General features: G+C 65.3%; 9 protein-coding genes. 6 read left to right on the forward strand and 3 right to left on the reverse strand.

Annotated elements, in window-relative coordinates:
• Nucleotides 1-15 precede the first annotated feature (15 nt).
• From N8I74_RS07895 to N8I74_RS07910, 4 genes are read left to right on the forward strand one after another with little or no spacing between them, the layout of a single operon-like run.
• Nucleotides 16-891, forward strand: coding sequence for a cytochrome c (locus tag N8I74_RS07895; protein ID WP_263126343.1), 876 nt, complete (start codon nucleotides 16-18; stop codon nucleotides 889-891).
• Nucleotides 892-930: 39 nt separating this feature from the next.
• Nucleotides 931-2307 carry a cbb3-type cytochrome c oxidase subunit I gene (locus N8I74_RS07900; protein ID WP_263126344.1) on the forward strand — a complete coding sequence of 459 codons (1377 nt, stop codon included), beginning with the start codon at nucleotides 931-933 and terminating at the stop codon, nucleotides 2305-2307.
• Nucleotides 2304-3134, forward strand: coding sequence for a CbbQ/NirQ/NorQ/GpvN family protein (locus N8I74_RS07905; protein WP_263126345.1), 831 nt, complete (start codon nucleotides 2304-2306; stop codon nucleotides 3132-3134). The genes N8I74_RS07900 and N8I74_RS07905 overlap by 4 nt, the downstream gene beginning before the upstream one ends.
• A 7-nt stretch (nucleotides 3135-3141) precedes the next feature.
• Entirely contained in the window at nucleotides 3142-5163 is a 2022-nt protein-coding gene (locus N8I74_RS07910) for a VWA domain-containing protein (protein WP_263126346.1), read from the forward strand.
• A 117-nt stretch (nucleotides 5164-5280) separates the two neighbouring features.
• On the opposite strand, the gene N8I74_RS07915 is transcribed toward N8I74_RS07910, so the two are convergent.
• Nucleotides 5281-6180 carry a LysR family transcriptional regulator gene (locus N8I74_RS07915; RefSeq protein WP_263126347.1) on the reverse strand — a complete coding sequence of 300 codons (900 nt, stop codon included), beginning with the start codon at nucleotides 6178-6180 and terminating at the stop codon, nucleotides 5281-5283.
• A gap of 110 nt (nucleotides 6181-6290) precedes the next feature.
• Here N8I74_RS07915 and metE point away from each other — a divergent pair, with 110 nt between their 5' ends.
• Nucleotides 6291-8585, forward strand: coding sequence for a 5-methyltetrahydropteroyltriglutamate--homocysteine S-methyltransferase (metE, locus tag N8I74_RS07920; RefSeq protein ID WP_263126348.1), 2295 nt, complete (start codon nucleotides 6291-6293; stop codon nucleotides 8583-8585).
• A gap of 102 nt (nucleotides 8586-8687) precedes the next feature.
• Here the strand turns inward: metE and N8I74_RS07925 are convergent, their stop codons facing one another.
• Entirely contained in the window at nucleotides 8688-9236 is a 549-nt protein-coding gene (locus N8I74_RS07925) for a TetR/AcrR family transcriptional regulator (protein ID WP_263126349.1), read from the reverse strand.
• A 130-nt stretch (nucleotides 9237-9366) separates the two neighbouring features.
• On the opposite strand from N8I74_RS07925, the gene N8I74_RS07930 reads away from it, so the two are divergent.
• Complete coding sequence (locus N8I74_RS07930) at nucleotides 9367-9804, forward strand: hypothetical protein (protein WP_263126350.1); 438 nt, start codon at nucleotides 9367-9369, stop codon at nucleotides 9802-9804.
• A 729-nt stretch (nucleotides 9805-10533) separates the two neighbouring features.
• On the opposite strand, the gene N8I74_RS07935 is transcribed toward N8I74_RS07930, so the two are convergent.
• Nucleotides 10534-12462, reverse strand: coding sequence for a right-handed parallel beta-helix repeat-containing protein (locus N8I74_RS07935; protein ID WP_263126352.1), 1929 nt, complete (start codon nucleotides 12460-12462; stop codon nucleotides 10534-10536).
• Nucleotides 12463-13220: the final 758 nt, after the last annotated feature.

The following is a 13220-nucleotide window of genomic DNA, read 5'->3' on the forward strand; positions in this document are numbered from 1 at the left end:
ACGCAGAGGCCCGAAGTGAATAAGCGGCAAGCCCGGATATTCGCATTGGCGTCGACCGGTGTGGCAGTGCTGGCATTCCTGCTGCTCACGCTGGACAGCCATCGCCAGTTCCCCAAGTTGACCAACGAACAGAACCTGACGCCGCAGGTGGTGCGCGGCAAGGATGTCTGGCACAAATACAACTGTATCAACTGCCATACCATCTTCGGCGAAGGGGCGTATTACGCACCCGATCTGACCAAGATCGCGCAGCAGCGGGGCGAGCCCTATCTGCGGGCCTATATGCGCGATCCGGCCAAGTTCTACGATGAGCAGCGCCATCGGCGGCTGATGCCCAGACAGGATCTGTCCGAAACCGAGATCACCGACCTGATTGCGTTCCTGGATTGGGTAAGCCGGGTGGACAACCAGGGCTGGCCGCCCCGGCCCATCCTCGTGGCCGGCAGCAGCCTGCCTGGTGCCGACCTGACCATCGACCAGCAAAAGCAGGTGGCGGCAGCGCCGGCGGGGGGCAAGGCGCCGCAGGCGCCCGCAGCCCGCCCGGTACAGTCCCAGGACAATCCGATCGCGTTGGGTCAAGCCGTGTTCCGATCCGCAAGCCCGGCCTGCATGGCGTGCCACTCGGTGGCCCCCGGGGTGAACCTGGCCGGTCCATCGCTGGCCGGGGTGGCAGCACGTGCGCAGCAGATCCTCGGCTCGGGCGGCTACAAGGGGCGGGCCAAGGATGTGGCGGGCTACATCCGCGAGTCCATTGTCGACCCGAGTGCGCATCTCGTGCCCGGCGACATGTATTCGGCCAACGGGGTGTCGTTCATGCCCAATACCTATGGCAAATCATTGCAGCCGGATCAGGTCGAGCAGCTGGTGGCGTATCTGACCTCGCTGAAATAACCCGGTTTTCGTTCGCTTTCGCAGCACAGGAATCCAAGCATGCGATATCAATCCCAAAGCGTGGCCTATTGGTATTTCGCCGTGGCCATGGTGTTGTTCGGCCTGCAGCTGGTGTTTGGCATGTTGTCCGCCGCCAAATACCTGGGTCCGGACCCGCTGCTGTATATCCTGCCGTTCGACGTGACCAAGGTCATCCATACCAATCTGCTGATCGTATGGGTGCTGACCGGCTTCATGGGCGCCACCTACTGGATGGTGCCCGACGAGTCGCGCACCGAATTGCATAGCGTGAAGCTTGCCTATATCCAGCTGGTGCTGTGGACGCTGATGGGGCTCACGGCTGTCATCGGCTATCTGTTCCGCTATGGCACCGGCAACAAGTTGCTGGAGCAGCCGCTGCCGCACAAGATCGTGATCGTGATCGTGATGCTGATGTTTCTCTACAACGTGGGCATGACCATCCGCAAATCCGGGCGGTTCACCACCACCGAAGGCGTGTTGCTGCTGGGGCTGGGGATGGCCGCGGTGCTCTATCTGCCGGCGTTGCTGCACTACGAGAATTACACGGTCTCGATCTTCTATCGCTGGTGGACCATCCACCTGTGGGTGGAAGGGGTATGGGAAATGATCCAGGGCGGCTTTCTTGCATATCTGCTGATCCGGCTTTCCGGTGCCGACCGCGAAGTGATGGACAAATGGCTGTATGTGATCGTCGGCCTGGTGTTCATCGCCGGTATCCTTGGCACCGCGCACCATTACTACTGGGTGGGCGTGCCGTACTACTGGTTGCCGATCGGCGGCATCTTCAGCGCGCTGGAGCCGTTGGCACTGGTGGGGATGGCGATCTACGCCTATTCCGCCGTGCGCCGCTCGGGCCTGGCCCACCCCAACACCCTGGCATTGCACTGGACCATCGGCAGCGCCGTGTTCACCTTGTTCGGCGCCGGTCTGCTCGGCCTCGCGCATACCTGGCCGTCGGTGAATAAGTGGACGCACGGCACCCTGATCACGGCGATGCACGGCCATGCCGCGTTCTATGGCGCGTACGCGATGATCGTGCTGGCGATGATCAGCTATGCGCTGCCCGCACTGTCGCCGCAACGCAGCGAACGCGGCAGCAGCATCGGGTACTGGGCGTTCTGGCTGCAACTGGCCGGCATGCTGGGCATGACCCTGTCGTTCGCCACCGCCGGCATCGGTCAGGTCTATCTGGAGCGCATCCTTGGCCTGGGCTATCTGGATACCCAGCTCAAGATCCAGGTGCACTTCCTGATGCTGGTCGCCACTGCCGCGGTGTTCAGCATCGGTGTCATCCTGTTCATCTACGACTTCTTCCGCCATCGCCCGGTATTTGCCGCCAACCCGGCGCAGAACGAGCCGTTGCTGACCCCCGCCACCGCCGACGGTGCCGCGTGAGGGGGGGCGCCGCACTGGCGCTCGACGGGCAGGCGCCTGTCGAGGCCGACGCCGAGGCACCGTTCTATCTGCCGTATGGCAACGAAGTCGCGGTTTTCGAGCAATGCCACGCACGCCGGCTCGCGGTCCTGCTCAAGGGGCCGACCGGCTGCGGCAAGACCCGCTTCGTCGAGTACATGGCCTGGCGGCTGGGGCGGCCGTTGGTCACCATCGCCTGCCACGACGATCTGACCGCCAATGATCTGATCGGCCGCTTCCTGATCCGCCACGACAGCACGGTCTGGCAGGACGGCCCCCTGACCCGTGCGGTACGCGAAGGCGCGCTGTGCTATCTGGATGAGGTGGTGGAGGCGCGGCAGGATACCGTGGTGGTGCTTCATCCGCTGGCCGATCACCGGCGCCTGCTGCCGATCGACAAGACCGGCGAGACAGTGGCGGCCGCGCCTGGGTTTCAGCTGGTGGTGTCCTACAACCCCGGCTACCAGCGCATGCTGAAGGAGCTGAAGCCCAGCACCCGCCAACGCTTTGTGGCGCTGGAGTTCGACTTTCCCGAACTGGAGCGCGAAGCGGCCATCATCGTGCGCGAAAGCGGTATCGACCGTGCCACCGCGCATGGGCTCGCGCTGTTCGGCAAGCGCCTGCGCGCGCTGGACCAGCAGGGGCTGGCCGAGGTGCCGAGTACCCGCTTGCTGATCGCCGCCGCGCAGTTGGTCGCCGGTGGCATTGCCATTGCGATCGCCTGCCAGGTCGCCATCATCGCACCCCTGTCGGACGACGCAGCGCTGGTCGGCGCGATGCAGGATCTCGTCGCCGCCAGCTTTCCCTGAGGCAAGGGTGCCGGAAGCCGAAGATGTCCTTGTCGGCGCTGCCCGGCGCCTCGTCGCCTGGGGGCAGGCATACCGCCGCGCGCGCCAGCCCGCGCCCGCCGATGCCCTTGCCGCGCAGATCCGGCGCCTGGATCTGCTGCTGGCGGCGGTCTTCGGCCGGCGCTTCGTCCTGCGCCCGGCGCCCCCCCGCCTGCCGCACTCGGTGCTGAGCCGCTTATGGCGGCTGCAGGCCCCTGCCGGCACCCGGCCACTGCCGGCCACCGACGGGGTCCAGATCTGGCTGCCCGCGCATCCCGCCGTGCCACAGCACACCGGTATGGCGCACCTGCGCCTGTTGGCACTGCTGCAGGGGATACGGGCCGTACGTCACAGCGGGATGACCCCCGCCGCCGTGTCGCGGATCGCGGCCGACCCGCTGCTGGCGGATGCCTATCTGCTGGTGGAGGCCCGCGCCAGCGAAGCGGCGCTGCAGGCGTTGCTGCCCGGTGCCGGCCCGGAGCTTGATGTCTGGCGCCGCGCCGCATTGCACGCCCGTCCCGGTCTGGCTGCCTTCGCGCCCGCCCTGCGGCCGATCGAAGCCGAGGTCCGCCGCGCATTGGCGGCACCGGTCGGTAACCCCGACGTGCCGTTGCCGGTCACTGATGCCGGGGAGCAGCGCCTGGCAGCCGCCCAGGCGCTGGCTGCCACCTGGCGGGCCCTCCTGGGCGGCGAGCGCCGCTACGGTGAGGTGCTGTTCAAGGATGACTGGACCGGTTTGCTGCTGCCGCCGACCACGATGGTGGACCGGCCGGCCACGGCGGCAACGGAGCGGCTGCCGACCGATGAGGCCGCGCCGGTGCGCTCCGCCCGCTTGCAGCGCACGCCGCAGGTGCGGCAGGCCGCCGAGGACGAGGACGACGCGCAGCCCGCCGCCTGGATGGTGCAGACCGCCGACCCGCACGAACACGCCGAGGACCCGTTCGGCCTGCAACGGCCTATCGACCAAGACACGCAGGACGCCGCCGAAGGCTTTGCCGAGCTGGTCAGCGAACTGCCGCAGGCGCGGCTGGTCAGCACGCCGGGGCGGCCCAGGGAGTTCCTGCTCGCCGACATCCCACCCACCAGCGGCGCCAACACCGATCTCCCCGCGCTGTCCGAGCGCTACGACTATCCCGAATGGGATTGCCACCGCGGGCAATATGCCGAGCACGGCACCTGCGTGCACCTGCTGCCGGCGGCGCTGGGCAACCCGGCCTGGGTGGAGGCCACCCTCGCGGCGCATGCCCCGCTGTTGCATGCAGTGCGGCGCCAATTCGAGATGCTGCGGGCCGAGCGGCTGCCGCTGCGCCGGCAGCTCGACGGCGACGAGCTTGACCTCGAAGCCTACCTGGAGCTGCGCAACGACGTGCGCGCCGGGCTGGCCGGCCACCAGCGCATCTACCAGTCACGCGCACCGCAGCGGCGGCAGATGGCCGTGATGCTGCTGGTGGATGCGAGCGGCTCCACCGATGCATGGATCGGGGGCGAGCGCAGGGTGATCGACATCGAGCGCGAGGCCCTGCTGCTGGTCAGCCAGGCGCTGACCCGCTTTGGCGATCCGTATGCCATCCTCGCGTTTTCCGGCGAAGGGGCGGGCGGTGTCACCGTACGCGAGGTCAAGGGCTATGCAGACAGCGACCCGCTGGCGGTCGCCCTCCGGATCGCGGCGCTGGAACCGGAGCGCTATACGCGTGCCGGTGCCGCCATCCGGCACGGCAGCGCGGTGCTGTTGCGCCAGCCGGCGGCACACCGGTTGCTGCTGCTGCTCTCGGACGGTAAACCCAACGATGCCGATCGTTACGCCGGCCGATATGGCGTGGAGGACACGCGCCGGGCGGTGCAGGAGGCGCGTCAGGCGGGCCTGACGCCGTTCTGCCTGACCGTGGATCGCCAAGGCGCCAGCTATCTGCCCCACCTTTTCGGCCATGGCCACTATGCGTTGCTGCCCCGTACCGAGCGGCTGGGCGAGGCGCTGCTGCATTGCCTGCGCCGCCTGCTGCAACAACGCTGAAGTCCGGCGCTGCCGCACCGGGCGGCGTGTGCTGGGCATCGCCCGTCCGTGCAAGGGCCTGCTTGGCGCATCTTGGCGCGGCGTGCCCCGCCATCCGGCCGGCGACGCGCATGCCCGTCATGCGCGTGCACGAGGGCCGCGGGCCAGCTCGATGAAGGCATGCAGGTAATCTACGTCGGCATCCGCTTCGCGCATGCCGAGGAAGATCTGCTTGGCGATACCCGATCTGCCCAGGCGCACCGCGCGAAGGTCGAGCTTGTCGGCGTATTCCTCGACCAGCCAGCGCGGCAGCGCGGCAACGCCGCGGCCGCTGGCCACCATCTGCAACATGATGTCGGTGGTCTCGATGGGCTTGTGCCGCCTGGGGGTGATCCCGGCCGGCATCAGGAACTGCGTATAGATATCGAGCCGGTCGGTCGCGACCGGGTAGGTGATCAGCGTTTCCGCCGCCAGCTGCCCCGGTTGCACCCAGTCCGCGTCGCGCAACGGATGCCGGGGGCCGACCACCAGCACCTGTTCGTAGTCGAAGACAGGCTCGAACCGCAACCCTGGCTTGTAGAGCGGATCCGGTGTGACCAACAGGTCGATCTCGTATCCGAACAGGGCACCGATCCCGCCGAACTGGAATTTCTGCTTCACGTCGACATCCACCGCCGGCCACGCGGCAAGGTAGGGCGAGACGATCCTGAGCAGCCATTGATAGCACGGATGGCATTCCATGCCGATCCGGAGCGCACCGCGTTCGCCGTTGGCGAACTGTTGCAGCCGCTCCTCCGCCAGCGCCAACTGCGGCACCAGCCGGTTGGCCACTGCCAGCAGGTATTCGCCCGCCTGTGTGGGCCGCAGGCTGCGGCCTTCACGCCGCCAGACCGCCACGCCAAGCTGGTCTTCCAGCTTGCGCATGGTGTGGCTCAATGCGGACTGGGTCAGATGCAGCCGCTCGGCCGCGGCGGTCAGCGAGCCGTGTCGGTCGACCTCGCGGATGATGGCCAGATGGATGCGTTCAAGGATGGGCATGGCGCGCCTGAAGCATGATGGAAATTCATTGATGGATGAGACAATACCATTTTTATTCATGATTCAGCGGCCCTACGATGGCGTCATTCCATCCAGGCAAGGACCGCAGCATGGCACGCACCCACAACCTCGGCTTTCCCCGTATCGGCGCCGGGCGCGAACTGAAATTCGCGTTGGAAGCCTATTGGCAGGGCCAATCGTCACGCGATGAGCTGCTGGCGCTGGGCGCCACGCTGCGCCGTCGCCACTGGCAGGACCAGGCGGCATTGGATCTGGCGCCGGTCGGCGACTTCGCCTTCTACGACCAGGTGCTGGACATGAGCTTCACCTTGGGCAACCTGCCGCAGCGGGTGCAGGATTTCCACGGCGATACGCTCGACAACTACTTCCGCGTCGCCCGCGGCCGCTCCGCCCAGTCGGCGCAGGCCCATGCACATTGCTGCGGCGGTGTGGCGGCCGGCGAGATGACCAAGTGGTTCGACACCAACTACCACTACATCGTCCCAGAATTCAGCGCGGCGACCGAGTTCAGGCTCGATGCGTCGCGGCTGCTGGACCAATTGGCCGAGGCCCGTGTCCAGGGGGTGAAGGCCAAGCCGGTCATCATCGGCCCGGTCACCTACCTTGCCCTGGGCAAGGCCAAGGACCAGTCCGACCGGCTGGCGCTGCTCGATCGGCTGCTGCCGGTCTACGCCGAACTGCTGGCCGTGCTGGCGGCCCAAGGGGTGGAATGGGTGCAGATCGACGAGCCGCTGCTTGTCACCGAGCTGGATGCCGGCTGGGGCGACGCGTTCGCCAGAGCCTACCAGGCGCTGGATACCGGCAAGGTCAAGCTGCTGCTGGCCACCTACTTCGGGCAGTTGCAGGACAACCTGCCGCTGGTGGCCAGCCTGCCGGTGCAGGGCGTGCACCTGGATGCGGTCAATGCGCGCGATGAAGTCCAAGCGCTGCTTGCCCGGCTGCCGGCGGGCCGCGTGGTGTCGCTGGGCGTGATCAACGGCCGCAATATCTGGAAGACCGATCTGAACGCCGCGCTCGATTGGCTGGAGCCGTTGGCGCGGCAATTGGGCACCCGGCTGTGGCTCGCGCCGTCGTGCTCGCTGCTGCATGTGCCGGTCGATCTGGACAGCGAGCAGCAGCTCGACGGTGAAATCAAGTCATGGCTGGCGTTTGCCCGGCAGAAGCTGAACGAACTCACGCTGCTGGCCACGGCGTTGAACCAGGGCCGCGCCGCCGTGCAGGCCGAGCTCGATGCCAACCGCAACGCCATCGACGCCCGTCGCAACTCGCCGCGTGTGCACAATCCGGCGGTGAAGGCGGCGCTCGCCACGATCGATGCGCAGCTGGGCCGGCGCCAGAGCGCATATCCGATCCGTGCTGCCCGGCAGGCCGAGCTGCTGCAGCTGCCGAGATTTCCGACCACGACCATTGGCTCGTTTCCGCAGACCGCGGCGATCCGGCAGGTACGCAGCCGGTTCAAGGCCGGCGAGATCGACGTCACCGCTTATCGGCAGGCGATGCAGGCCGAGATCGCCCGCAGCGTGCACGAGCAGGAAGCGCTGGGGCTGGATGTGTTCGTGCACGGTGAGGCCGAGCGCAACGACATGGTCGAATACTTCGGCGAGCAGCTGGATGGCTACGCGTTCAGCCAGTTCGGCTGGGTGCAGTCGTACGGCTCGCGCTGTGTGAAGCCGCCGATCCTGTTCGGTGACATCAGCCGCCCCAGGGCGATGACCGTGGAATGGATCACCTATGCCCAGTCGCTGACCACGAAGCCGATGAAGGGCATGCTGACCGGCCCCGTCACCCTGCTGAACTGGTCGTTCGTGCGCGACGACCAGCCGCGCGCGGCGTCGTGCCGCCAGCTTGCGCTGGCCATCCGCGAAGAAGTGCTGGATCTGGAACGGGCCGGGGTGCGTGTGATCCAGATCGACGAAGCCGCGTTGCGCGAGGGCCTGCCGCTGCGCCGGGCGCAGTGGCAGGAATACCTCGACTGGGCCGTCGAATCGTTCCGTATCACCGCCAATGGCGTGGACGATGCGACCCAGATCCACACCCATATGTGCTATTCGGAGTTCAACGACATCATCCGGTCGATTGCGCAGATGGATGCCGACGTGATCACGATCGAGACCTCGCGCTCGGACATGGAGCTGCTGGACGCGTTCGACCACTTCAAGTACCCGAACGAGATCGGCCCGGGCGTGTATGACATCCACTCGCCCAACATCCCGAGCGAAGAGCACATCGTCCAGCTGATGAAGCAGGCTGCAGCGCGCGTGCCGGCCGAACGGTTGTGGGTGAACCCGGATTGCGGTCTGAAGACCCGCCAATGGCATGAGGTGATCCCGGCGCTCACCAACATGGTGAAGGCGGCGAAGACCTTGCGCGCCACACTGCGCTGAGCCGGACCACACCCGCAGCGGCACCCCGGCGGAATCCTGTTCCGGGGTGCCCTGCCACGCGTCGTGCCATTCAGGCAGGTGATGGGCCGGGCGCCCGTTGCCTCATGGTTTCAGCAACACCTGCGGCAATGTATCCAGCAGCGTCTCGTAGCGGCGCCAATCGTCCAGGCAGCGGCACATCAGGCGCGTGCCCTCCAGCAGGGCGATCGCCTCGGCCGCCCGCTCGCCGGCCAACGCCGCCGGCAGGCCGGCCTCTTCGATCACGCCTTGCAGCGCGCTGAGCCACTGCTGTACGGCCAGCCCCATCTCGATGCGGAACAGCGCACAGGCATCGCCCATGGTGTAGACATCCAGCGTGCTGGCTTCCTGCCGTCGACCGGCGTCCAGCCTGAGATGCGCGGCGAAGGCGGCAATGCGCTCGGCGGGCTCGCCGGGCCTGCGCAGCGCATCCAGTGCGGCATGAAACCATTCCCCCTGGGCCTGCAGCACGGCCACCGCCATATCCACCTTGCCGTCAGGGAAATGGTGGTAGAGGCTGCCTTTGCCCAACCCGGTCGCCTCGGCGATGCGGCTCAGCGTGGCGCCATCGTAGCCGTAGCGGTGAAACACGCTGCACAACGCGGCAATCAGTTCGGTCTTGCTCTTGCTCACGGAAAACCCCCTTGCTGCGCGCAGTGTAGTGCAAGCGGCAAGCGGCTTGACAACCCGGGGCAGACCATCCGATAGTTTACCTAACGATCGGTACAATTTCGCCGTTTCCCCATGCCACCGGAGATCCGTCATGCATCTGCTGCGCACCCTGCTACCCGCCACCCTGCTGCTGGGCGTGCTGCCCGTCACGCCCGCGCGTGCCGAAACCAGTCGCAACCAAGTGATTGCCGCCTATGTGCAGGCCTGGTCGGAAGCTGCGCCGGAAAAACGCCGGCAACTGCTGGAGCAAGCCGTGGTCGAGCAGGTGCAATACCTGGACCCGTACAGCAGTGCCGGCTCACGCAAGGCGCTGGATGCGCTGATCCGCGACGCGCATGCGCAACTGCCCGGGCTGCGTGGCGAAGTGGTCGGCCGGCTGCGGCAGACCGGCAACGCCGGGCTCTTCGAATGGAAAATGTATGGCGCGGGGGGCGAGGTGCTGTTCTATGGCGTCGATGCCGTGTCCTTTGCCGCGGATGGCCGCCTGCAGCGCATCGAAGGCTTTTTCGAGACCAGATTGCAGCAATAGGCGCCGACAGCATCCGCTACAGCGTTCCTGGCCGGACGCGCGGAACGTCCTCATCGCGGATGGCACGGGCCTGCTTCGGTTGCCGGCAGTACAGGGAGCAGGGGCACCGGGTGCGGGGCGGCCGGATTGGTGTTGTGCGCGGCGCCAAGACCTGCGCGGACAAGGGCACCCCGGCCGGCTCCGCAGTGATAGGGGCAAGCTGTGGCGGGGCCGGTGCGCAGCGGCACCGATGCCTGGGCTGCCTGGCAGCGGCAGGCGTCGTCCAGCACCGCCGCCCACGCAGCGCCCTGGATGCTGCGCCGACGGGGGCATTGCCAAACACGTCGCAGTGCCTCCGCTGCCCGTATCCGAGGTCAGTGGCGGAAGGCCGGCGTGAGCGGCGGGCAGTGCAGGCGGTGTGGCGCAACTGGGGCAGGGCGCGCTTGGGATCAATGAGGCAGGGACTACCGCCGTTTTTGACAAACGCCGATGGCAACTCGCCGATTCCAATCGGTATGGGGTTTGGCGGAATCAACGTGTTGGGTTATTGATTCGAGGACCAACCAGGATCGTCGTCAGCAATGACATCATGACCCGAAAAACGTGCGCCCGCCGTGGTGGTGGTACGGATGCCGTGTTCGAAGTCCGGAATGGAAATGTGGCACACAGGCAAAGAGGTTGACTCGGATATCGGCCAAAAAAAGCACATCCCGGGCATCGATTTGCCCAGGATGTGCTTGGGTCAGGTGATTACCATTGGTGGCCTCGCACCCCGCGACGTGGATGCCCGGCCGGCAACCCTGTCAGCGGGCCGGAGCCGCTGACCTGGTAGCTGGTCGTCGCATTCAATTCGCTGCCCGATGCAAAGGTGTCCATGCCGTGCACATCACGCCACACCGGCCAGGTCTTGTTGCGTGCGGAGCATTCGCTGTCCTTGAACGCCTGGGCGTGGACGCTTTCCACGAAATTGGCCGACACGGCGATCTGGTTGTTGAAATCGGGCGGCTCGGGTTGGCAAGACAGGCCGCTGTATGTCGGCTTGGTCCGCGCGCTCAACACGTTGTAGCTGATCCGTGTGCCATAGCTGCCGGGGTTGAACGGCCCCCAGTTCATATACACGCTCTGGTTCACCACCGTGTTGTGATGCACATCGTGGTCCCGCATCGTGCAGCCGTAGCTCGCAAAGCATGCCAGGCCCAGATAGATGCCCGAATTGATCAGCAGGTTGTGATGGACATGGATGTTCCTGGAGCCAGCCTGCGCGGACACCTGGATACCCAGCGGCGTGGTCTTCACGGCCGGGAAGTCGATGTAATTCTCGCGATGGGTATTGCCTTGCGAGTTGTCCTTCTCATGGATGCCGCCGCCGATGCCGTCCTGCAGTGCATTGGTACCCAAACGGATCTGGTTGTTCTCCACCAGCGAATCGCCAGCGTCGAACAGTATCACCGCGTAGCTGCCAAAGTTCACCTTGTTGAACGGGCCGAAGTCGTTGTCCTGGATCAGCAGCTTGTGCCGCGGGGTATTCAGATCATGCCCTGTACCGTGGATAAAACCGGGATTGTCATGTTTCGTGGAATTGCTGCCCACGCCGTCGACAAACCGCACATTGCGGATCACGAGGCCACTGGTGGTCGATTCGCTCTTGATGCCGTAGAGCTTCACCCGAGTGATGTCCACGCCTTCGATCCGCGCTGCCGGCGCCGTCACCGAGTACACGTTCAGGATCTGCTGGTTCAGGTCCAGCGTGGCGACTTCGTCCGGATAGGCCAGCAGCTGCTGCGATTTGGTGTCGTAGAGCGTGAAGCCATTGGTCAGATACGTACCCTTGCGCAGCAGGATCACCTGGTCGGGCGCGGAATTGGCAACCGCGTACGCAACCGATTGGTAAGGGTCTGCCAGCGTCCCCTTGCCCGGGGCATCGGTGCCGCCCGGCGAGACGAAGATGAACTTGGCTGTGCTGGCGGTGATGGTAAAGCTCTGTTCCAGTGTCTTCTGGATGCTGCCGCTGTCGCGTATTTCCAAGGTCAGCACATAAGTGCCTGCGCTGGCGGGCGTGAAGCGCACCGCGCCGGTACGGAAGTCGACCGAGACATTCGCTGTGCTCTGCGCCGCGCCATTGAGCGTGAGTTGCTTGATGCGGTACTCATACGGAAAGATGCCACCGACAACGCCGGGCCGGCTTTCGTAGGGAATGCCGGGGTAGGCGTATTCACGCAGCCCGAAACTCGCGCTCAGCGGCGCATTCGGCAGGGTGTCGGGCTGGACGACGGTGGGCGTCTCGTTGTGAACGCAGCGGACAAAGACCGGGGTGCCGTCGGCCGGTACCGCTGCCGAGGTGCTCTCTGCCACCTTGCAGGTCTGTCCTGCGGGCTGGGTGGCCACCTGCAGGTTGGCAGGGCCGGTGGCCGGCAATGCAATGCTGTGGGCGCCATTGAGCTGGATGGGAATGCTGGTGCTGCCATAGGCCAGCGCCAGTTCCTTGCCCAATCCCAGGCCCTTGACCCGTAGATTGAGTACTGCAGGGGTGGTTGATTGCGACGACGCTTGCAGCGAGGTGGTCGCCAGCGATTGCTCAACCAGGCTGTCCAGGTCGGCGTCGCAACCGGTCAGCAATGAAAAAGCCGCCAGGGTTGCCCAAGCGGCTGTGGTGCGGTGGAAATGATTTGCTTCGGACATGTCATGCTCCATTTGGATATTGAAGACAAGCAGTTGGCAAAACCCAGTGGCGCATCAAATGCGAAGCATCGGGCGGTCCTGTTTCATTTCAATCCATCCTATTGGAATATAAGAATGTAGTTGTCTGGCATTGCCCGATGCATTTACCCACCAATACGATATGGCGCGCCCCAGGGCGGATTGGCATCAGGCAAAGCCATTCTAAATGGCCCGCTGATGCGGTTAGAATGTTCTGTCTTTCCATCGGACTTGTCTGATTGTGCGGTGGAGTGAGGTCACTATGGGCGGCCGACATCGGGTCTTCGGCGCCAATGTCAAAGCCGCGGCACTGACAGCTGCGGTGGCGCCGTCGGCTGCGGTGGACCAGGCGCCGTGCCGGCGGCAGTGCAGAAAGCCATCCTCATGATGCGCAACGCTGCGGTTGTCGGCTGCTGCCAAGCTGCGTGGCTTGAATGCAGGCGCCTGGCAAATCCGCGTCGATGGGTATTGCGCAAGCACGGGCTTGCCAGCGCCGGCCTAGAGAAACACGCAAGCAAAGCAGCACTGGGGCGAGAGTGAAGGGGATTCCGGCAGGGCGATGCCGGTGGGACAAATGGGTCCAGGGCACGCGGGCGCACATCCGCTGATCATCGATCCTGATGTGTGGGAGTGGGTTCTACGGTGCTGGTCAGAGATGACCATGCCCATCAGTGGAAACAAATCACTCAAAGCCCGATGTTTCATCTACCCCACATCAGGGAATTGATATCCGTTTCATC

This window comes from Chitiniphilus purpureus (genome assembly GCF_025642115.1).
GTDB classification, from domain to species: domain Bacteria; phylum Pseudomonadota; class Gammaproteobacteria; order Burkholderiales; family Chitinibacteraceae; genus Chitiniphilus; species Chitiniphilus purpureus.

Bases quoted from the DNA above. Each gene is read 5' to 3' on its own strand.
- N8I74_RS07930 (WP_263126350.1), top strand. From the start codon at position 9,367: ATGCATCTGCTGCGCACCCTGCTACCCGCCACCCTGCTGCTGGGCGTG.
- N8I74_RS07900 (WP_263126344.1), top strand. From the start codon at position 931: ATGCGATATCAATCCCAAAGCGTGGCCTATTGGTATTTCGCCGTGGCC.
- N8I74_RS07915 (WP_263126347.1), bottom strand. From the start codon at position 6,180: ATGCCCATCCTTGAACGCATCCATCTGGCCATCATCCGCGAGGTCGAC.
- metE (WP_263126348.1), top strand. From the start codon at position 6,291: ATGGCACGCACCCACAACCTCGGCTTTCCCCGTATCGGCGCCGGGCGC.
- N8I74_RS07935 (WP_263126352.1), bottom strand. From the start codon at position 12,462: ATGTCCGAAGCAAATCATTTCCACCGCACCACAGCCGCTTGGGCAACC.